At 61.1% G+C, this 20,936-nt stretch carries 19 protein-coding genes; 5 read left to right on the top strand and 14 right to left on the bottom strand.

Annotation, left to right across the window (positions count from 1 at the left end):
* Positions 1 to 225: 225 nt before the first annotated feature.
* Positions 226 to 768, bottom strand: a complete 543-nt coding sequence (locus PSFL_RS26940; protein ID WP_057438005.1) for a YaeQ family protein — start codon at positions 766 to 768, stop codon at positions 226 to 228.
* 147 nt (positions 769 to 915) lie between these two features.
* On the opposite strand from PSFL_RS26940, the gene PSFL_RS26935 reads away from it, so the two are divergent.
* Positions 916 to 2,115 (top strand): CaiB/BaiF CoA-transferase family protein, encoded by a 1,200-nt coding sequence (locus PSFL_RS26935; protein ID WP_057444507.1) that lies wholly within the window; start codon positions 916 to 918, stop codon positions 2,113 to 2,115.
* 25 nt (positions 2,116 to 2,140) lie between these two features.
* Positions 2,141 to 3,025: a TIGR02285 family protein gene (locus PSFL_RS26930; RefSeq protein WP_169960793.1), complete on the top strand. Its 885-nt coding sequence runs from the start codon at positions 2,141 to 2,143 to the stop codon at positions 3,023 to 3,025.
* 170 nt (positions 3,026 to 3,195) lie between these two features.
* Here PSFL_RS26930 and PSFL_RS26925 read toward each other — a convergent pair whose 3' ends face one another.
* Positions 3,196 to 3,480: a DUF3509 domain-containing protein gene (locus PSFL_RS26925; RefSeq protein ID WP_057438042.1), complete on the bottom strand. Its 285-nt coding sequence runs from the start codon at positions 3,478 to 3,480 to the stop codon at positions 3,196 to 3,198.
* Between the two features lie 270 nt (positions 3,481 to 3,750).
* Between PSFL_RS26925 and PSFL_RS26920 the strand changes: the two genes are divergently transcribed.
* Entirely contained in the window at positions 3,751 to 4,413 is a 663-nt protein-coding gene (locus PSFL_RS26920; protein ID WP_057438001.1) for a response regulator transcription factor, read from the top strand.
* A gap of 28 nt (positions 4,414 to 4,441) precedes the next feature.
* On the opposite strand, the gene PSFL_RS26915 is transcribed toward PSFL_RS26920, so the two are convergent.
* The 12 genes from PSFL_RS26915 to ffh form a co-directional block, all read right to left on the bottom strand.
* On the bottom strand, positions 4,442 to 5,671 hold the full coding sequence (locus tag PSFL_RS26915) for an EAL domain-containing protein (protein WP_115129361.1): 1,230 nt from the start codon (positions 5,669 to 5,671) through the stop codon (positions 4,442 to 4,444).
* 72 nt (positions 5,672 to 5,743) lie between these two features.
* On the bottom strand, positions 5,744 to 9,367 hold the full coding sequence (locus tag PSFL_RS26910) for a transporter substrate-binding domain-containing protein (RefSeq protein WP_397470664.1): 3,624 nt from the start codon (positions 9,365 to 9,367) through the stop codon (positions 5,744 to 5,746).
* 123 nt (positions 9,368 to 9,490) lie between these two features.
* Positions 9,491 to 10,900, bottom strand: coding sequence for a threonine synthase (gene thrC, locus PSFL_RS26905; protein WP_029296283.1), 1,410 nt, complete (start codon positions 10,898 to 10,900; stop codon positions 9,491 to 9,493).
* A gap of 66 nt (positions 10,901 to 10,966) precedes the next feature.
* A complete protein-coding gene (locus tag PSFL_RS26900) occupies positions 10,967 to 12,271 on the bottom strand; it encodes a homoserine dehydrogenase (RefSeq protein WP_029296281.1) in 1,305 nt (434 codons plus the stop codon).
* Positions 12,272 to 12,398: 127 nt separating this feature from the next.
* Positions 12,399 to 13,130: a thioredoxin fold domain-containing protein gene (locus PSFL_RS26895; protein WP_057437999.1), complete on the bottom strand. Its 732-nt coding sequence runs from the start codon at positions 13,128 to 13,130 to the stop codon at positions 12,399 to 12,401.
* 141 nt (positions 13,131 to 13,271) lie between these two features.
* The gene (gene xerD / locus PSFL_RS26890; protein WP_057437997.1) at positions 13,272 to 14,168 is read right to left on the bottom strand and encodes a site-specific tyrosine recombinase XerD; all 897 of its coding nucleotides are present in this window, start codon (positions 14,166 to 14,168) and stop codon (positions 13,272 to 13,274) included.
* A 124-nt stretch (positions 14,169 to 14,292) separates the two neighbouring features.
* Positions 14,293 to 14,706: an acyl-CoA thioesterase gene (locus PSFL_RS26885; protein WP_057437995.1), complete on the bottom strand. Its 414-nt coding sequence runs from the start codon at positions 14,704 to 14,706 to the stop codon at positions 14,293 to 14,295.
* 82 nt (positions 14,707 to 14,788) lie between these two features.
* Positions 14,789 to 15,139, bottom strand: coding sequence for a 50S ribosomal protein L19 (gene rplS, locus PSFL_RS26880; protein ID WP_003175895.1), 351 nt, complete (start codon positions 15,137 to 15,139; stop codon positions 14,789 to 14,791).
* A 45-nt stretch (positions 15,140 to 15,184) separates the two neighbouring features.
* Positions 15,185 to 15,958 (bottom strand): tRNA (guanosine(37)-N1)-methyltransferase TrmD, encoded by a 774-nt coding sequence (trmD, locus tag PSFL_RS26875; protein WP_024077235.1) that lies wholly within the window; start codon positions 15,956 to 15,958, stop codon positions 15,185 to 15,187.
* Positions 15,940 to 16,476 (bottom strand): ribosome maturation factor RimM, encoded by a 537-nt coding sequence (rimM, locus tag PSFL_RS26870; protein ID WP_010565276.1) that lies wholly within the window; start codon positions 16,474 to 16,476, stop codon positions 15,940 to 15,942. The genes trmD and rimM overlap by 19 nt, the downstream gene beginning before the upstream one ends.
* A gap of 5 nt (positions 16,477 to 16,481) precedes the next feature.
* The gene (rpsP, locus tag PSFL_RS26865; RefSeq protein WP_003175899.1) at positions 16,482 to 16,733 is read right to left on the bottom strand and encodes a 30S ribosomal protein S16; all 252 of its coding nucleotides are present in this window, start codon (positions 16,731 to 16,733) and stop codon (positions 16,482 to 16,484) included.
* A 250-nt stretch (positions 16,734 to 16,983) separates the two neighbouring features.
* A complete protein-coding gene (ffh, locus tag PSFL_RS26860) occupies positions 16,984 to 18,360 on the bottom strand; it encodes a signal recognition particle protein (protein WP_029296179.1) in 1,377 nt (458 codons plus the stop codon).
* A gap of 233 nt (positions 18,361 to 18,593) precedes the next feature.
* Between ffh and PSFL_RS26855 the strand changes: the two genes are divergently transcribed.
* Together PSFL_RS26855 and PSFL_RS26850 are read left to right on the top strand one after the other, a co-directional pair.
* Positions 18,594 to 19,406, top strand: coding sequence for an inner membrane protein YpjD (locus PSFL_RS26855; protein ID WP_057437993.1), 813 nt, complete (start codon positions 18,594 to 18,596; stop codon positions 19,404 to 19,406).
* A 12-nt stretch (positions 19,407 to 19,418) separates the two neighbouring features.
* Positions 19,419 to 20,657 carry a transporter associated domain-containing protein gene (locus tag PSFL_RS26850; RefSeq protein WP_200657186.1) on the top strand — a complete coding sequence of 413 codons (1,239 nt, stop codon included), beginning with the start codon at positions 19,419 to 19,421 and terminating at the stop codon, positions 20,655 to 20,657.
* The last annotated feature ends 279 nt before the right edge of the window (positions 20,658 to 20,936 follow it).

The following is a 20,936-nucleotide window of genomic DNA, read 5'->3' as shown; positions in this document are numbered from 1 at the left end:
TACAACGGTTAAAAAACACTATGAGTAACGACAAACATCAAATGTGGGAGCGGGCGTGTGTGGGAGCGGGCTTGCTCGCGAAAGCAGTGGGTCAGTCAACATCAATGCTTGCTGGACCGACGTCTTCGCGAGCAAGCCCGCTCCCACATTTGATCTTCGCTGCTTTGAAGATTGCCTTCGCTTAACTGGGCAAGCCAGCTCCCACACAAACCCGTCCTGACAGGATCAGCCGCGTTCGCCGACCAGCCACTGCAGTTGCACTTCGTGCTGGCCGCGGTCATCGGTGACGAAGATCGTGCCTTCGCTGATCATCACATCCCACTTGATCACCCGTGGCATGTCCTTGGCCAGGGTTTCCAGGATTTCCTGGGGTACGGCGGCGATATGCACGTTTTTCAGGTTATTGGCCACCGGCACCACCTTGCCTTCCCACACCCGCAGGCTGCCGTAGGCCAGCAAGCTGGTACGTTCGGTACGGCGCGAACACCAGGTCAGGCGGTCGGCATCGGGCTGGCCGACTTCGATCCAGTGCAAAACCCGATCATCCAGGCTTTTTTCCCACAGGGCTGGTTCGTCTACATCTGACAGTCCGCGACCAAACGACAACTGCTCGTTGTACCAAAGGGCGTAGGCCAGCAAACGCACGGTCATGCGTTCTTCGGTTTCCGAGGGGTGACGGGCGATGGTTTGCTTGACGCTCTCGTACACCGAACGATCGAGGTCGGTCAGGTTGAGTTCAAACTTGTAGGTCGTGGACGGCTGGGCCATGAACGGACTTCTAGAGACAGGGAAAGGCGGCCAGTCTAACCGATGGCGGGGTCATTCAACGAATCCTGCGCTGCATCATCCTTATCCCTGCAGCACTCGCCTATGTTAAAAGGCAATACATACCTTCCTGCGTTAGTAAGGATCCTCATGTCGTTTACCGCCAAACCGCTCGCCGGCCTGAAAGTCATCGAACTGGGCACCCTGATCGCCGGCCCGTTCGCCTCGCGCATCTGCGCCGAGTTCGGAGCCCAAGTGATCAAGGTCGAATCCCCCGACGGCGGCGACCCGCTGCGCAAATGGCGCAAGCTGTATGAAGGCACGTCGCTGTGGTGGTTTGTCCAGGCGCGCAATAAACAGTCCCTGACCCTCAACCTCAAGCATCCCGAGGGGCTGGCGATCCTCAAGCAGTTGCTGGCAGACGCCGACATCCTGATCGAGAATTTCCGCCCCGGCGTCCTGGAAAAACTCGGCCTGAGCTGGGACACCCTGCACGCCCTGAACCCCAAGCTGGTAATGGTACGGCTCTCGGGCTTTGGCCAGACCGGGCCGATGAAGGATCAACCGGGCTTCGGCGCGGTCGGTGAATCCATGGGTGGCCTGCGCTACATCACCGGCTTCGAAGACCGCCCGCCGGTGCGCACCGGGATTTCCATCGGCGACTCCATCGCCGCGCTGTGGGCGGTGATTGGCGCGCTCATGGCCCTGCGCCATCGCGAGGTCAACGGCGGCCTCGGTCAAGTGGTGGATGTGGCGCTGTATGAAGCGATCTTCGCGATGATGGAAAGCATGATCCCCGAGTTCGATGTGTTCGGGTTTATCCGCGAGCGCACCGGCAACATCATGCCGGGCATTACCCCGTCATCAATCCATACCACCGCCGATGGCAAGCATGTGCAGATTGGCGCCAATGGCGATGCAATCTTCAAGCGCTTCATGCTGACCATTGGCCGTGAAGACCTGGCCAATGACCCACAACTGGCCAGCAATGATGGCCGCGATAGCCGGCGCGACGAGCTGTACGGCGTAATCGACCGCTGGGTCAACAGCTTGCCACTGGCCCAGGTGGTGGAGCAGTTGAACCAGGCCGAAGTGCCTGCCAGCCGGATCTACAGCGCCGAAGATATGCTGGGCGACCCGCAATACCTCGCCCGGGAAATGTTCCTCAAGGCCCAGTTGCCCGACGGCAAGGATTTCAAGATGCCCGGCATCGTGCCCAAGCTCTCGGACACCCCAGGCAGTTGCGAGTGGGTCGGGCCAGAGCTGGGCGAACACAATGCCGTGGTTCTGCAATCCCTGGGCTACGACAGCGACGCCGTGGCCCGTTTGCGTAAGGATGGCGCGATCTGATGCCCCGTGGAGCACTCTCAAGATAATGGCCGGCCGTTTTATCAGGGCGTTGCGGCGCCTATGGCTCATCGCCCCGCTGCTGGGGATGCTGCCGCTCTCGAGCCAGGCACAGGACACCCTGACCTGGCTGGTGCGTGACCTGCCGCCGATGACCATTTTCGAGGGCCCGCAAAAGGGCCAGGGCAGCGTCGATAAACTGCTGCCGCTGTTAATCGAGCGCCTGCCGCAGTATCGTCACCAGATCCTGCACGTCAATCGCGCCCGAGGCCTGCAAATGCTCAACACGCCCTCCTTCACCTGCGACCCATCGTTGGTATGGACCCCCGTGAGGGCCAGGAACATTGTGTTTTCCGCGCCGGCGTTCGCCGTGCTGAGCAATGGCATCGCGATTCGCCGCAACCAGCAGGGCGCCCTGGCAAGCTATGTGGTGGATGGCCAGTTCGATCTGGCGAGGTTTCTCGACCTGCAGCAGATGCGTCTTGGGATCGTCGCCGAGCGTAGCTACGGACCTGGGGTGGACGAACAGTTGAATCACGCCGATCCACTCAAGCTGGCCCCACATTACGGTAACGACGCACTGGGCAGTTTGCTGCAGATGCAGCGCCTGGGGCGGCTGGAAGCCGTGTTGGGCTACTGGACGGAAATCCGATACCAGGCAGCGCAACAGGGTATTGATCCGCAAGACCTGGTGTTCTATCCGATCAAGGGCACGGCGCGCTATCAGCGGATTCATATCGGTTGCTCGGACACCCCGATGGGGCGCGAGGCCATTACCCATATCAATCGCGAGTTGCAGAATATTCCCCAGGAGAAATTGCGCCAGTCCTACGCCAACGGGCTGGACCCGCTGATGCGCGAGCAATACCTCAAGGACAACCCGAGGTTTTTCAGCGAAACGCCGCTGCCCTGATAAATCCAGGGCAAAAAGAAACCCCGAGCAGTGGGGAGACAACTCGGGGTTAAACGTGGCCTACAAAGACCAGTACAACAAGCTACAAGCACCGGAGCACAATGCTTGATCCTGCTGTTACATGGTCTGACTGGCCTTCCTGTAGGAAGGTTCCGAAGATAAAAATTTCTTCACGCCTGGACGCTGATGCGCGTCTGGGCGGCGTTGCGCAAGGCCGCGATTACCGAAGGCTCCAGGCGCCCTTCGGCGATTTTCAGGTCGCGGAGCAGGCAGTCCACCACGTCCACCAAGGCGCGCTTGTCGGTCAATTGCGCACGATCCACTTCGCGTTCGACCACGATTGCGCCCGTGGGGCTCTTCACTGTCACCAGGCTCTCGCCGTGTACACCCGAGGTAGTCAGCGTGACCTGATAAGGGCTCAGCGCTTCACCGAGCAATAGGCTGATACTTTCCATCTCGATCACCACTCAATCATGAGAAAAATAAATAACCAGTGTAGGCGCGAGCTTGCTTGCGAAAAACCTGAGAGCGCCACGTTCGTTCAGGATGCCCTACATTATCGTTGACGTTTTTCGCGAGCAAGCTCGCGCCTACAGATAAGTGACCTACGCCAAAAGCACAAAGTTCGCCTTTGAGCTGAGCTTATCGAGCATGCATGGCAAATATGACAGAGAGAAAACAGCCGCCGACAGGCTAGAATCTCCTGATTATTGCCGGAGTCCACCGTGAGAGACGCGTCTGAACAGCCCTTGCGTATTGTCATCGCCGACGATCATCCGATTTTCCTGATCGGTTTGCGGGCAGTGCTGGAGCGCGACGAGCAGGTGCGCATCGTCGGTGAGGCCACCTCGCCCCAGGACCTGGCCGCCCTGCTGCAACGCTGCCCCTGCGATGTACTGGTCACCGATTTCATGATGCCCGCCGAGCCCCAGGCCGACGGCCTGCGCCTGATCGAACACCTGCGCCGGCATTACCCGGACCTGCCGATTGTGGTGGTGACCATGCTCAACAACGCCGGCCTGTTCCACTCGATCCTGGAACTGGGGGTCATGGGTCTGTTGAGCAAGGCCAGCCTGGCCGACGAGTTGCCCGAAGCCATCGACAAGGTGCGCCAGCAGCGGCCCTATGTGGCCCGCACCATTGAACAGGCGCTCGCCCTGGCCGGTGCAGTGGGGGCTGATCGCCTGCACTCACAGCACCAGTTGTCACCCCGGGAACTGGAGGTGATCCGCCTGCTGGCAGGTGGCAAGACGGTGGGCGAGATTGCCGCGCACCTCAATCGCAGCAAGCAGACCGTCAGCGCACAGAAAGTCAGTGCCATGCGCAAGCTGGGGCTGATCAGCGATGCCGCGTTGTTCATCTATGTGCAGGAACACGGGTTGGCCTAGGTTTGTGCAGCGGCCGGCTTGCCGGCTCCTACAAGGCAATCGCCGTAGATTTCGCCAGCCAGTGTTGCAGCGCCTGGGCACTCATCGGATGAGCGATCAGGCAACCCTGCAGCCAGGCCGGCCCCAGCGCGCGCACCGCGTCACGGTCGGCGGGGGTTTCAATTCCGGTCACGACCACGCCAACCCCCAGGTGCTGGGCCATGCTCATGGCTCCGGCGACCACCGCACACTTGCGTTCGTCACCCGCCATCCCGCTGGCAAACGCCGGGGGAATCTTCAGCTCGGTGAACGGCAGCTCCAGCAACCGTTGCAGGCTGGTACCGCCGATGCCGAAATCGCCAATGGACAGCTTGCAACCGATCATCCGCAAGCGCAGCAAACCGGTGACATGGGCGCTGTCGGTCTTCAGGCGCGAGGTTTCCACCAGTTCCAGGGTGAGGTTGCGCGCCGGGACGGCAAAGCGCTGCAGCAGGCCTTGCAGCGTGAGCGCGAAGTGTTCCTGATCCAGCAACCGCCCGGGAATGTTGACTGACACCGGCAGTTCCAGGCCCGTGTCCCGGGTCACCTGGGCGCATAGGCGCAACACCTGGTCCAGCACGTACCAGGTAAAGGCCTGCTCCAGGCCCGCCAACTCCAGCAGCGGCAGAAACTCGCTGGGCATCAACTGTCCATGCTCCGGGTCTTGCCAGCGCGCCAACGCCTCCACGCCTTGCAGATCACCGGCCTGGCTGACGATGGGCTGGTAGCAGACACGGGCGTAACGCTCAATGGCGGCCTCGCCGACCTCAGCGCAAAGTTTCTCGGTAGCGAATTCACTCACTCCCAGCATCTGGTGCACACGGTCCCAGGACAGCGCTTGCGGGCTCGGCCGCAAGCGCTGCCGGCAGGCATCGAGCATCTGCCCGATGGAAGTGGCGGAAGCCGGCTTGGGCATGCACCCCAATACGTTCAACCCCGCCTGACGCGCCATGCTCGCCACGCCTTCCAGTACATCCGGTTCGGCGTCGCTCAACAGGACCAGGACCTGGGCCTGGCTGTGCTCAGCCATTTCGCGGATCAGCCCCAGTGAGTCGCCATGCTCCAGGTACAGATCGCAGATGGCGATATCCACCGGCCCCTTGCTCGCCAGCGACTGGCGGGCGACCTCGACGCTGTCGGCCGTAAGCACGTTGAACACGCCGTTGGCGTTGAGCATCTGGTGCAGGGCCATCAGCTGGAACGGGTGATCTTCGAGAATCAGGACTTTGAGTGAGCGCATGGAAAACTCTGGGGCTGCGTGCAGGATGGCCCACATTAGCCAAAACCCGGACGCGACCACATAGGACGCGTCCTATTCTTGCTCCAGATAAGGCTGAATCTCCTCTCGCAGTGCCAACAATGCCTGCGACAAGGCTTGCCAGCGCACCGGCAGCTCAGCGTCGCGGTGTTCCCGCGCACTGCTTTCAAGGGCGATGCAGGCCTTGGCCAACGGCAGCGCATCCACCAGGCAACAAATGCCCTTGAGGCGATGCAGGCTGGCCCGCACCTGCACCAGGTCGTGCTCGGCCATGGCGTTGCCCAACAGGTGGTGCTCGTGCTCCAAATTGTTCGCCAACTCCTGCAACATGCTTTGCAGAATCGGCCCGTCGGCCTGGGTCATCTTGCGCAGGGCCTGCAGGTCGAAGGCCGGTACCGCCGTGACCCGGGCCAGCACCTGGGCCCACTGCTCCAGGGTCACCGGCTTGACCAGCAGCACATCCATACCCGCCTGCTGGCCGCGCTGGCTTTCGTCCTCCTGGGCCGCAGCGGTGCAGCCAATCAACGCGCAGCGCGGGCGCTGCTCCTGGGTTTCGATCTGGCGAATGGCCTCGGCCAGGGCATAACCGGACATGCCCGGCATATGACAATCAGTCACCAGCACGTCGAACGCCTCGCTGCGCCAACGCTGCAATGCGGCCTCGGCACTATTGAGGGCCACCACCTGGTGCCCGAGGAATTGCAACTGCTGGACCAGCACCAAGCGGTTGGCCGGCAGGTCGTCGACAATCAGCACCGACAGCACCCGGCCCCCAGCCAGCACCGGCGCGGCGGCCACCGGCGCCGGCAGGTCGTCACTGCCGACCCGGTCCAGGCGCAGGTCGATACACACGGTGGTGCCTTCGCCCAGGGCGCTGTGCAGGGTGATTTGCCCGCCCATCAGGTCCACCAGTTGCTGGCAGATACTCAAACCCAAGCCGGTGCCGCCATGTTCGGCAGCCGTCAGCGGGCTGCCCTGGATAAACGGCCGGAACACTCGTGCCTGCTGTTCGACGCTGATGCCGGGGCCAGTATCTTCGACGCACAGGTGCAAGTATTCATGCCCCTCACCATCCACCTGGCAGGCGACACGCATACGCACATCTCCGCGTTGCGTGAACTTCAGCGCATTGCCCAAAAGGTTATGCATGACCTGGCGCAGGCGCAGCGGGTCGAACCAGTAAAAGCCTTGGGCCTGGGGATCGAACGCCAGGGTCAGGTGCAGGCCCTTTTTCTGCGCAGTGGCTTCAAACAGGCGCTGGATGCCTTCGAAGAAACCTTTCAGGTCAGTGGTCTGTGGCGCCAATTGCAGATGGCCGGCTTCGATCTTCGCCAGATCAAGGCTATCGCCCATCAGGGCAATCAACTCCCGTGCCGAGCGATGGGCCACCTGCAACGCCTCGGAAACAGGGGCGCCCGAGGCCAGGGCGCGCTCCTGCTCCAGCTCCAGCAGGCCGATAATCGCCGTCATCGGTGTACGAATCTCATGACTGAGGTTCGACACAAAGGCACTCTTGGCGTAGTTCGCTTCATCGGCAGCGCGACGCGCGTCCATCAGTTGGGTTTCCAGGACCTTGCGCTCGTTGATATCGACCCAGCCCCCGAGCAAACCCCGCAACTGGCCCTGGGCATCGTAAAACGGCACGGTCCATTGATAGACATGGGCGATACCGCCGTTGAACTCCAGTTGGCGGTCGATAAACAACGACTGCTGCGTCTCCAGTTGCTCCATGTGCCCCACATGCAGGCGCAAGGCGGTGGCGGCCGGCAAAATTCCACTCTCCGGCAGGGTCAGGCCCTGGATCAGTTCAAGCCGGGTGGCCAACTGCTGTTCATAGCTTTTGTTGCAGGTGACCAAACGGCCAGCGAGGTCACGCACAAACACCGGGTTGGGCATGCCGTCGAGCAGGGCGCGCTTGAACGCCAGTTGGTCATTGAGCCGTCGCTCGGCCTCCACACGCTGGCGGATCTGACGCTTGAGCCGACTGTTCCAGACCAGGGATACCAGCACAAACAGCAGCGCCGTGGCGACCGTCCAATAGGCCCATGGCGGCACACGCTGCCAGGCGGGTACCGGGACCGCCACCGCGCCCATCCAGCGCAGGCGCAACGCGCTCAGTTCGGCTACCGGCAAAGCTTCCAGGGCCTTGTTCAAAATACTCAGCAGCTCGGGATGGTCCTTGCGCACTGACAGGTTGTCACTGGACCACTTGCCATCGACACTGCGACCGACCCGCAACTCATCGGTCGGATAACTCTGCACCTCGACTTCACTCTGGATGGTCGCTGCCGCGTCTCCCCGGGCTACCAGGGCGCGAGCCTCGGTGTAGTTGGCCACCGAGCGCAGGCGGATCTGCGGGTATTCACGCCGGATGTAGCCTTCGAGCACATGCCGCGCCGGCAGCGCCAACACCTCGCCCGAAAGCTGGCTGAGGCTGTTCAGCGGTGGCGTATCAAGACGCTCGACAAACACCCAGCCGGCACCGCCAAACCCGTGGCTGAAATCCAGAAACCTTCGGCGTTCGGTGTTTTCCACCAGGGTAGTGCTCATATCCGCACTGCCGTTTTCCAGGATTGCCAGGGTCTGCGCGGTGGAAAACACTTCCTCCATGACGAACTGCAAACCGGTCATGCGCGACAGGCGATTGAGCAGGTCGACATTCAGCCCGACCCAGCGCCCGTCCTTGTCTTTGAACACATAGGGCGAGTATTGCTGGGACGCCACCACCACATGGGGATGCTGCAGCACCCAGGCCTGCTCGGCGGCCGACAGGGGAATACGCTCACCGACGACGTCCACCCCCAGCCCGGTGGTCCAACGGGCCAGGATCTCACGGCGCACCGAGTCATCAATGCTCTGCAACGCCCGGTCCATCATCTTGCCCAGCAAGGGATCGGCCTGGCGCGTGGCGAAGGCAAAACCAATCGGCGCCAGGCGGCTTTGCTCCTTGATCTGCATGCTCAGGTAAGGACGCAGGGACTTGTAGGCGCGCACGATCACTTCATTGCCGATAAACGCATCCACATCACCCTGCTCCAGGGCTTCGAGGCCGCTATAGAGATTGGGCGCCAGCATGATGTGGCTTTGCGGGTAGGCGGCATGCACGTTCTTGACGTTGGCGTAGCCATCGAGCAACACCACCTTCTTGTCCTGGAGTGCGTCGTTTGGCGTGGCGTCGGCACCGCGGGTCACCACCACCGAACGGTCGGGCATATAGTCCGCCGTAAAGGCCAGGCCGGGCACGTCACGTTCATAGCCGTTGGCGCTGGTGAGGATATCAATCGTCCCGGCGCGCAGGGCATCCACGGCCTGGGCGCGCTCGGCGAAGCCCATCACCTGCATCGACACGCCGAGTCGCGCCCCCACCAGGCTCAAGTAGTCGGCACTGATGCCCTGGTAGCGATTGCGATCGCGGGTGATATCGATGGGTTGGTAGTCATCAATGGAAATCCCCACCCTCAGGGTTCGGTGTTGCGCCAGCCACTGCCGCTCGGCGGGTGCCAGGGGGATGGGCGCGAGGGTGATAAACGCCGGCACCAGATTGAACGGCAGGCTGACGGCGGCCAGGCTTGCAGGCAGGTGGCCGAGCAGCAGCGCGCTCAGTAGGCACAGGTGCCATCGGGTCGTGAACCGCACCGTGGGGGTTTCCTTTTTGGTTATTTTTTGTTCGGTGGACATATCCGTTGCAGGGGTAACGGGGCGCCCTGGATCAAAAACAGGGCGCGATACCCGCCAAGAAAAACGGCGCTTCCCCATCTCTGGACAAGCGCCGTTTGCCTTATTCGTGCAGCCTTTCAGAACTCAGAGCGGCTTACCACGATTGCCATGCTGGCTGACGAACGCCTGAATAGCCTTCAGGTCATTAGGCAATACCGTGCAACGCTCTTCCCGCTCAAACAGGTCAGCCAGGTGCGGCGGCAGTTCCAGAGCCTTGCCGACACCGGCCTTCTGCACCGCCTCAGGGAATTTCACCGGGTGGGCCGTGCCGAGGATCACCATCGGGATGTCCAGGCTGCGCCGGCATTCGCGCGCGGCCTTGACGCCAATGGCGGTGTGCGGGTCCAGCAGCTCGCCGGTCTGGGCATAGACTTCAGCGATGGTCTCGCAGGTCTGGGCATCGTCCACGGCCAGGGAGTCGAACAGCTTGCGGGTCTCGGTCCAGCGCTCCTGATCGACGCTGAAACCACCACCCTGCTTGAAGCTGTCCATCAGGCCGGCCAGGGCCGCGCCGTTACGACCGTGCATGTCGAACAGCAGGCGTTCGAAGTTCGACGAGACCATGATGTCCATCGACGGCGACAGGGTCGCGTGCAGGGTTTCCTTGACGTACTGGTTGCCGCTCATGAAGCGGTGCAGGATGTCGTTACGGTTGGTGGCGACGATCAACTGGTTGATCGGCAGGCCCATGTTGCGCGCCAGGTAACCGGCGAAGATATCGCCGAAGTTGCCGGTCGGCACCGAGAACGACACCGAACGTGCCGGCCCGCCCAACTGCAGCGAGGCGTGGAAGTAGTAGACGATCTGGGCCATGATCCGCGCCCAGTTGATCGAGTTCACCGCAACCAGACGCGTGCCTTTGAGGAAGCTCTGGTCAGCAAAGCTGGCCTTGACCATTTCCTGGCAGTCGTCGAAGTTGCCTTCGACCGCGATATTGTGGATGTTCTCGCCGAAGATGGTCGTCATCTGCCGGCGCTGCACATCCGATACGCGGTTGTGCGGGTGCAGGATGAAGATGTCGACGTTTTCGCAGTGCTTGCAGCCTTCGATGGCCGCCGAGCCGGTATCACCGGAGGTGGCACCGATGATCACCACGCGCTCGCCGCGTTTCTCCAGCACGTAATCCAGCAGGCGACCGAGCAGTTGCAGGGCGAAATCCTTGAACGCCAGGGTCGGGCCGTGGAACAGCTCCAGCACCCATTCGTTGCCGTTCAGCTGACGCAGCGGGGCGATGGCGTTGTGCGAGAACACGCCGTAGGTTTCTTCGAGGATCTTCTTGAAATCGGCATCGGGGATGCTGCCGGTAACGAACGGGCGCATGACCCGGAACGCCAGCTCGTGGTACGGCAGGCCAGCCCAGGAGGCGATTTCTTCCTGGGTAAAGCGTGGCAGGTTTTCCGGCACGTACAGGCCGCCGTCAGTGGCGAGGCCTGCGAGCAGGACGTCTTCGAAATTCAGGGCCGGTGCCTGGCCGCGGGTGCTGATGTAACGCATGACTGGCTCCTCTACAACATTCTTGAACAGAGGCCGCCGAACCTGCGGGGCCTCTGCAACCTATCGTTAGTTCAGGTGTTCGACGCGGATCCGCACCACCGGCCCGACCACGCCCTGCAGGGCTTCCAGCGCGGCAATGGCATCGTTCATATGCTGTTCCAGCACACGGTGGGTCAGCAGGATCATGGGCACCAGGCCGTCGTGTTCTTCGACTTCCTTCTGCATGATCGACTCAATGTTGATGCCGCGCTCCGAGAGGATGCTGGCCACCTGGGCCAACACGCCCGGGTGATCCTTGGCCTGGATCCGCAGGTAGTAGGAGCTTTCGCAGGCTTCGATCGGCAGGATCGGGTGGGCCGACAGCGAGTCCGGCTGGAAGGCCAGGTGCGGCACGCGGTTTTCCGGGTCGCTGGTCATGGCGCGGACCACGTCCACCAGGTCGGCGATCACCGACGAAGCGGTCGGCTCCATGCCGGCACCGGCGCCGTAGAACAGGGTCGAACCGGCCGCATCACCATTGACCATCACCGCGTTCATCACGCCATTGACGTTGGCGATCAGGCGGTCGGCCGGAATCAGGGTCGGGTGCACGCGCAACTCGATACCGGCAGCGGTACTGCGCGCCACGCCCAGGTGCTTGATGCGGTAGCCCAGGGCTTCGGCGTAGTTCACGTCGGCGGTGGTCAGCTTGGTGATGCCTTCGGTGTAGGCCTTGTCGAACTGCAGCGGGATACCAAAGGCGATGGACGCCAGGATGGTCAGCTTGTGCGCCGCGTCGATACCTTCTACGTCAAACGTCGGGTCGGCTTCGGCGTAACCCAGGGCCTGGGCTTCGGCCAGCACGTCTTCGAAGGTACGGCCCTTCTCGCGCATTTCGGTAAGGATGAAGTTACCGGTGCCGTTGATGATGCCCGCAACCCAGTTGATACGGTTGGCCGACAGGCCTTCGCGGATCGCCTTGATCACCGGGATACCGCCAGCGACTGCGGCTTCGAACGCCACGATCACGCCCTTCTCGCGGGCCTTGGCGAAAATTTCGTTGCCGTGCACGGCAATCAGCGCCTTGTTGGCGGTAACCACGTGCTTGCCGTTTTCGATGGCCTTGAGCACCAACTCACGGGCGACGGTGTAGCCGCCGACCAACTCGATGACGATGTCGATTTCAGGGTTCGTGGCCACATCGAAGACATCGTTGGTAATCGCAATACCGGTCGTTTGGTACTGAGGCTTTGGCGTACGCATGGCAATTTGTGCCACTTCAATCCCGCGCCCTGCACGGCGGGAAATCTCCTCAGCGTTACGCTGAAGTACGTTCAAGGTGCCGCCACCGACGGTCCCTAACCCACAGATGCCTACTTTGACCGGTTTCACTGAAGAACTCCCCATGAAACGGCCGACTCAAGGTCGGCCGTGAAAAACAGCCGCACAACTGCGGCTCTCTGTTAATGACCCGTCGACGTGTCGGCGGGCCTGATCGTCAAAGGCTCGACAATACTGTTTATTTGGCACCCAGTGCCAGTTTGGCGACTTGTGGCGCAGGCTGGTAGCCCGGAATCACCTGGCCGTCGGCCAAGACGATGGCCGGCGTACCGTTCACCCCGATGGACTGACCCAGAGCGTACTGCTTGGAAACCGGATTGGCACACTTGGCGGACTTGATTTCTTTGCCATCGACCATCTTGTCCATGGCTGCTTTCTTGTCGGTTGCGCACCATACCGCTTGCAGTTGCTCGTCGCCCGGCGAACCGAGGCCCTGGCGCGGGAACGCTACGTAACGCACTTCGACACCCATCTTGTTCAGCGCAGGTATCTCGGCGTGCAGCTTGTGGCAGTACGGGCAAGTGGTGTCGGTGAACACAGTGATGTGGGTCTTGGTTTCGCCAATCGCGGGGTAGACCACGGTCTCGGCCACCGGGATACCGTTGATCAGCTTGGAGATCCCAACGCGCTCAGCCTTCTCGGTGAGGTTGACCGGCTTGCCGTCTTTCAACTGGAACAGGTAGCCCTGGACGATGTACTGACCGTCGGCGCTGGCATACAGCACGCGGCTGCCCTTGAGCTTGACTTCATACAGGCCGGCCATCGGGCTGGCGCTGATGCTTTCGACCGGGGTTTCGAGCTGGAGGCTTTCCAGACTCTTACGGATTGTCTTCTCGGCGGCGTCATCGGCGACGGCAAAGGTTGAAACCAACGCAATGGCTGCGGCGGCAAAAATCTGGGTCAAGCGCATGGGAACTCCTGAAGGCAGATGCAGGGACGAAGGCCAGGACGCCGATCTGGAAACACGGCTCGGGACCGTCCCCTTTGCAAACCGGCAAAGCCTACCACAATTGGGCGCCAGGGCAGACGCTGGCGGCCAAATTGGGGCCTGTCAGCCCCTTGGGTGATGTTTGGCATGCAGGTCCTGCAACCTTGCCCGCGCCACATGGGTATAAATCTGCGTGGTCGACAGGTCGCTATGGCCCAGCAACATCTGCACCACGCGCAAATCCGCGCCATGGTTGAGCAGATGGGTGGCAAATGCATGGCGCAGGGTGTGGGGGGACAGCGACTTGCCGATCCCGGCGACCTTGGCCTGGTGCTTGATGCGATGCCAGAAGGTCTGGCGGGTCATCTGCTCGCCGCGCAGGCTGGGGAACAGCACGTCACTGGGGCGCCCGCCGAGCAGCTCGCTGCGGGCATCGCGCATATAGCGCTCGACCCACACGATTGCCTCTTCGCCCATGGGCACCAGGCGCTCCTTGCTGCCCTTGCCCATCACCCGCAACACACCCTGGCGCAGGTTGACCTGCTCCAGGGTCAGGCTGATCAGCTCGGTGACGCGCAGGCCGCAGGCATACAAGACTTCCAGCATGGCGCGGTCGCGCTGGCCGATGGCTTCGCTCAGGTCGGGCGCGGCCAGCAGGGCTTCGACGTCGGCTTCTGACAGGGACTTGGGCAACGGCCTGCCGAGTTGCGGCATATCGACTTGCAGGGTCGGGTCGACAGCAATCAGCTTTTCCCGCAGCAAATAGCGATAAAACCCACGCACTCCCGAGAGGAATCGCGCAGTGGAGCGCGGCTTGTAGTTCTGCTCAAGGCGCCAGGCCAGGTGATCGAGGATCAACTCACGCCCGGCGTGGCTCAGCTCGAGGTTTCTCTCCAGCAACCAGCCATTGAACAGGGCCAGGTCGCTGCGGTAGGACTGGCGCGTGTTGTCCGACAGGCCTTTTTCCAGCCAGAGGGCGTCGAGGAAGCGGTCGATCAGGGGATGGTCAATGGCGGGCATGGGGGCTCAGGCTGAGTACTTTAGTGTCTGGTAGATCCTATCGCAGGCAAGCCCCCGCCCCCAGGAAAATGCATGGCTAATGTGGGAGCTGGCTGGCCCGCGATAGCGGCGACGCGGTCTCGGATCAGTCTACAAACCCAGGCAGCACTGGCACCGGGCGCTTATCGTCATCAATTGCGACAAAGCTGAACACACCCTGGATCGCCTTCTCGCGGCCATCGGCACTCATGCTCTCGACAAACACCTCCACTTCCACCTTGAGGCTGGTGTTACCGACTTTGATCACGCGGCCAATCAGCTCGACGATGGAACCGGCCGGGATCGCGTGATTGAAGTCGATACGGTCGGTAGACACCGTCACCAGCGGCAAACGGCAAAAGCGCGTGGCGGTGATGAACGACACTTCATCCATCCAGGCCAATGCAGTACCGCCAAACAGCGTGTTGTGGTGGTTGGTGGTCGGCGGGAATACGGCTTTGGTTACATGGGTCACGGACAGGTCGGTGCGGCGCTGGATTTCTTCGAGGCGGGTGGTCATGAACGGGTTCCGGGCAAGGGGCAAATTTCAGGCACAAAAAAGCAGCCCGTAGGCTGCTTTTTTCTGCATCGGGAAGCTGGACTTAAGCCAGTTTTTCCTTGATGCGAGCTGCTTTACCGGACAGGTCACGCAGGTAGTACAGCTTGGCTTTACGTACGTCACCGCGACGCTTAACGGCCATGCTGTCGATTTGCGGGCTGTAGGTCTGGAAAGTACGCTCTACGCCAACACCGTTGGAGATTTTACGAACAGTGAAAGCACTGTTCACACCACGGTTACGCTTGGCGATTACGACGCCTTCGAACGCTTGCAGACGCGAACGGTCGCCTTCCTTCACTTTCACCTGAACGACAATAGTGTCGCCCGGGGCAAAGGTAGGGATCTCTTTGGTCATCTGCTCTGCTTCGAGTGCAAGGATGATTTTGTTAGTCATGCTGTGCTCCTAAGGTAGATCGTCGGATCTACCATCGATACGTTGTTAACTATCGTCCCGCGCGAGGATGTATTCCTCGAGCAGCTTCTTCTCTTCTCCAGAAAGCGAGCGGCTTTCCAGAAGATCGGCGCGTCGTTCATAGGTCCGACCAAGGGACTGCTGTAAACGCCAACGCCGGATGTGTGCGTGATTGCCACTTAGCAACACGTCGGGAACACGCTGATCCGCATACACCTCCGGTCGGGTGTAGTGCGGGCAATCCAGCAAACCATCCGTGAAGGAATCTTCCTCCGCGGAGTCCGCATGCCCTAAAGCTCCAGGCAGCAGTCGTGTAACCGCATCTATCAGGACCATCGCCGGCAGCTCACCGCCAGACAGGACATAGTCCCCAATCGACCACTCTTCATCGACATGAGCTTCAATAAAACGCTCGTCAATGCCTTCATAGCGACCGGCAATCAGGATCAGTGCTTCCTCATTCGCCAGTTCGCGTACCGCCGCCTGTTTCAGCTGACGGCCTTGAGGGGACAGGTAAATTACCTTCGCCTTCTCCCCTGCTGCTGCCTTGGCCTGAACCAGGGCGTCTTCCAGGGGCTTGATCTTCATCACCATGCCCGGGCCACCGCCAAATGGGCGATCGTCCACAGTGTGATGTCGATCCGTCGTGTAGTCTCGCGGGTTCCAACAAGTGAGCTGCAAGAGCCCTTGTTTCACCGCCCGACTGGTGATGCCGTACTCGCTGATGGCAGAAAACATCTCGGGAAACAAACTGATCACTTCAATGCGCAAATTAGCCACGCTTAGAAGTCCGCGTCCCATTCCACCTTCATCTCGCCCGCTGCCAGGTCGACGGCCAACACGCATTGCTCGGTATAGGGCAACAGGCGTTCGCGATCATCCAGGCTGCCAGCGCAAGGCTTGACCACCATTACATCATTGGCGCCGGTTTCCAGAAGATGGTCGATTTTCCCGAGCAATTGCCCGAGTTGATCAATAACCTTCAGACCTTCCAGCTGGTACCAGTAGTACTCGCCGTCGGTCAATTCAGGGAACAGGTTGCGCGGCACGCAGATCTCATAACCGGCCAGAAGACGCGCTTCTTCACGATCATCGAGACCCTTGAGCTTTGCGACCAGGAACTTATCGTTCCCGCGTCCACTGACCAGCTCGACCTGTTTCACACTACCTTCGCGCTTGAGCGTCCAGGTCTTGTACTGCAACAGGTTTTCAGTCGGATCAGTAAAGGAATACACCTTCACTTCGCCGCGAACGCCATGAACAGAGTAAATCTTGCCGATAACGATCAAATCATCAGCAACAGCTGGCGTCGCGTTCATATTGCTCAGGCTGCGGCCTTAGCCGAGTCCTTCAACAACTTGGCAACACGCTCGGAAGGCTGTGCACCAACGCTCAGCCAGTAGGCTACGCGCTCTTGGTTCACGGACAGACGAACTTCTTGACCACGAGCAACAGGGTTGAAGAAACCAACCTGTTCCTTGTGCGAACCGTCGCGCGGGTTGCGGCTGTCGGTTACGGTCAAGTGGTAAAACGGGCGCTTTTTGGAGCCGCCAAGGGCAAGACGGATTGTTAGCATGTGAACATCGTTCCTGTAGTCGGTGCTGCAAATCTAAATGCACAGCGGGCATGGGTGCCCGAAAGGCCGCATATTCTAAGGAATATCCGGACTTTTGCAAATGTCTTTTTCCGGCGCCTGACCGCGGGCCATTCAGATCTGCTATAGAGCCGTCGGTTAAAACGGCGAGTCAGCTCCCGCCAACGGCGGGTTTGCTGGAGATCCCACATCCTTGTGGGTCTGCGCAAGAGCAAGCCCTTGCGCGAATTCTTTACATCTTCGGCATGCCACGGCCGGGCATCATACCGCCCATGCCGCGCATCATTTTGGCCATGCCGCCTTTGGCGGAGAACTTCTTCATCATCTTTTGCATCTGCTTGTGCTGCTTGATCAAGCGACCGATGTCCTGCACCTGGGTGCCGGAACCCATGGCGATCCGACGTTTGCGCGAACCGCTGATCAGCTCAGGGTCGCGGCGCTCGGCCGGGGTCATGGAGTTGATGATGGCTTCCATCTGCTTGAACTGCTTCTCTGCCGCACCCTGGGCATTGCCCATTTGCGCCAGGTTCACACCGCCGATGTTCGGCAGCTTGTCCATCAGGCCGCCGAGGCCGCCCATGTTCTTCATCTGTTGCAGCTGATCGCGGAAGTCTTCGAGGTCGAAGCCCTTGCCCTTTTTCAGCTTCTTGGCCAGCTTGTCGGCCTTGTCCTTGTCGAGGGTCTGCTCGGCCTGCTCGATCAGGCTGAGCACGTCGCCCATGCCGAGGATCCGCGAGGCGATCCGCTCAGGGTGGAACGGCTCGAGCGCTTCGGTCTTCTCGCCCATACCGATGAACTTGATCGGCTTGCCGGTGATTGCGCGCACCGACAGTGCGGCACCGCCACGGGCATCACCGTCGACCTTGGTCAGGATCACGCCGGTCAGCGGCAGGGCATCACCAAAGGCCTTGGCGGTGTTCGCCGCGTCCTGGCCGGTCATGGCATCGACCACGAACAGGGTTTCTACCGGGTTGATCGCGGCATGCAGCGCCTTGATCTCGCCCATCATCTCTTCGTCGATGTGCAGGCGACCGGCGGTATCGACGATCACCACGTCGATGAACTTGAGCTTGGCTTCTTTAATGGCAGCGTTGGCGATGTCGACCGGCTTCTGGCTCAGGTCGGACGGGAAAAAGGTCACGCCGATTTCACCGGCGAGCATTTCCAGCTGCTTGATCGCGGCCGGACGGTACACGTCCGCCGACACCACCATCACGGATTTTTTCTTGCGCTCTTTAAGGAAGCGCGCCAGCTTGGCAGCGGTGGTGGTCTTGCCCGCCCCCTGCAAACCGGCCATCAACACCACGGCCGGCGGCACGGCGCTGAGGTTCAGGTCTTCGTTGGCCGCACCCATCAGGCTTTCGAGCTCGGCCTGGACGACCTTCACAAAGGCCTGGCCCGGCGTCAGGCTGCGGGACACTTCAGTGCCGACCGCACGCTCCTTGACCGAGTTGACGAAATCCTTGACCACAGGCAAGGCAACGTCGGCTTCGAGCAACGCCATGCGCACTTCGCGCAGGGTGTCTTTAATATTGTCCTCGGTCAGCTTGGCCTTGCCGGTGACATGGCGCAGCGTCTGCGAGAGACGGTCAGTCAAGTTTTCAAACATGCGCGATCCTTTCAGGCCCTATTCATCGAAGTGCATCGGTAGACCGAGGTAATGGCGGCCCAGGCTGTGTAAATCGCTATTAAAAACAGCGCTTGGCGAGCCTGCGGCGTGGGCAGGTCGCGGATTATAGCGAAGACTGCCGTCATGCACACCCGCTGTCTGGCCCGCTGGTCTTTCGTGGAACGCAGGTGTGTGCCAAACTCATCGGCTTTCGGGCTTGCCTAACAGGATTTATGCTCCCTTTGTCACCCAGTTTGCTACCCAGTCTCGCCGCCGCACTCTTGTATGCCGCTGCGACCCTCTACCAGGGCACCCGTCTGGCCCAACGCGCCAGAGCGGACAAACGCCTGCTGGCCGGCCTCGGCGTGTTCGCCTTGCTGGCCCACGCTGCCAGCCTGTTCACCCACCTGATGACACCAGTGGGCCTGGGCCTGGATTTTTTCAGCGCCGCCAGCCTGATTGCCGCTGCGGTCATTGCCTTGACGCTGCTGGCCTGCGCGCGGATCCCGGTGGAGAACCTGCTGTTGCTGCTCTTCCCCCTGGGGATGCTGACAGTGCTGCTGGCGCAATTTGCCCCCACCGGCACGGTGCAGGTGATCGACGAGGAGCCGGGCATCCTCGCGCATATCTTGCTGTCGATCCTGGCCTACGGCATGTTCACCATCGCCGTGTTCCAGGCGTTGCTGCTGCTCTTGCAGGACCACCAGCTCAAGCACAAGCACCCTTCCGGGCTGATCAAGAACTTCCCGCCGCTGCAGACCATGGAAAGCCTGCTGTTCGGTTTCCTCTGGGCCGGCTGGACGCTGCTGTCGCTGTCGCTGATTTCCGGCTGGCTGTTCGTCGAGAACCTGTTCGCCCAGCACCTGGTGCACAAAACCCTGCTGGCGTGCCTGGCCTGGGTGGTGTTCAGCGTGCTGCTGTGGGGCCGCAATCGCCTGGGCTGGCGCGGGCACAAGGCGATCCGCTGGACCCTGGCCGGCTTCTGCCTGCTGATGCTGGCGTATTTCGGCAGCAAGCTGGTTCGCGAATTCATCCTGCATATCTGACGGGCGGCAATCATGCACAACTTGCCCCTTGAGCCGATGCTCGCGGTAGTCGCGCTGCTGGTCTTGTGGTCGGCGCTGTTTACCGCCATCGAAGCGGCCCAGCACCATTTGCTGGCCCTGCGCCCCGGTACGCGCCAGGGCGACAAGGCCGCCGCCCGCCTCAACTTCCCGCGCAACAGCCTGATCCTGTGCAACACCCTGTGCCGCGCGGTGGTGGTGATTCTGTGCACCCTGCTGGCGATCTATGCCTGGGCCGAAAACGGTCCCTGGCTGGGTTGGCTGGTCTCCAGCGGGCTGTTGCTGGTGCTGGCCGACTACCTGCCGCGCACCCTCGCCACCCGCTATCCGCACGCGGTGCTGGGGTTTGGCAATACGCTGCTGGGTGTGCCGCTGAAAATCCTCTATCCCCTGGCCTGGCTGCTCAATGGCCTCAGCCTGCTGTTGCTGCGCCCTTTCGAACGCAAGTCGGGGATCGTCAAGAAAAGCGACGAGCCACAGAGCAACCCGTCCGACGAGCAAGCCTCAGACGCGAACGACGACCCTCGGCCGGGCATGCCGGGTATCCACGCCCTGGACAACATTACCGTCAATGACATCCTGGTGCCGCGCAGCGAAGTCGATGGCATCAACCTCGACGACTCTATCGAGGAGATCATCGAACAACTGCGCAGCTCCAAGCGCACGCGGCTGCCGGTGTTCCACAGCGATATCAACCAGGTCGAGGCGGTGCTCAACACCCGGCAGATCCAGCACCTGCTGCCCGATGCCAGCCTGACCAAGGAAGCCCTGCTCGCAGCCTGCCACGAGCCGTACTTCGTCCCGGAAAGCACGCCGCTGCAACTGCAATTGCTCAACTTCCACAAGCAGCAACGCCGCCTGGGCATGGTGGTGGACGAATACGGCGAAGTGCTGGGCATCGTCACCCTGGAAGACATTCTGGAAGAGATCGTCGGCGAATTCGAAAGCGAGCAGAGCCTGGATAACCCGCTGATCCAGCCCCAGCCTGACGGCCGCTATGTGATCGACGGTGCCGTATCGATCCGCGAGCTGAACAAGTGCCTGGGCTGGCACCTGCCCAGCGACGGCCCCAAGACCCTCAACGGCCTGGTGACCGAAGCGCTGGAGACCATTCCCGATTGCTCGGTGTGCGTGAAGATCGGCCGTTATCGCCTGGAAATCCTCGAAACTGAAGACAATCGGGTGAGCAAGGTGCTGATCTGGCATATCGGCTCAGCGCCGATTGCCACCTGACTCACGGTGGACAAGCCCGTGTGGAAGCGGGCTTGCCCGCGATAGCCTCACCTCAGTGTCACTGATACACCGAGGCGCCCGCTTCTCCCACATTTGATGTTTTCAGCCGCTAAGACCGCGCTCCAGCCCTTGTTTGCAGCGCAACCCCCTTCCTATAATCTATCGCGCTTACCCAAGCCCCGCCCGACCGCGTGCTATCCGCACTGAGCGTGTCCAGGCACCGCAACCCCGTGTCTGACCGGTACCCGCTCCCATCCCGAGCCAACGCCGCGCACTGCC

Source organism: Pseudomonas sp. DD1 (assembly GCF_044510355.1).
Lineage (GTDB): Bacteria > Pseudomonadota > Gammaproteobacteria > Pseudomonadales > Pseudomonadaceae > Aquipseudomonas > Aquipseudomonas shahriarae.
Note: the sequence above shows the minus strand (reverse complement) of the source record. Positions and strands in the feature narration are given on the sequence as shown.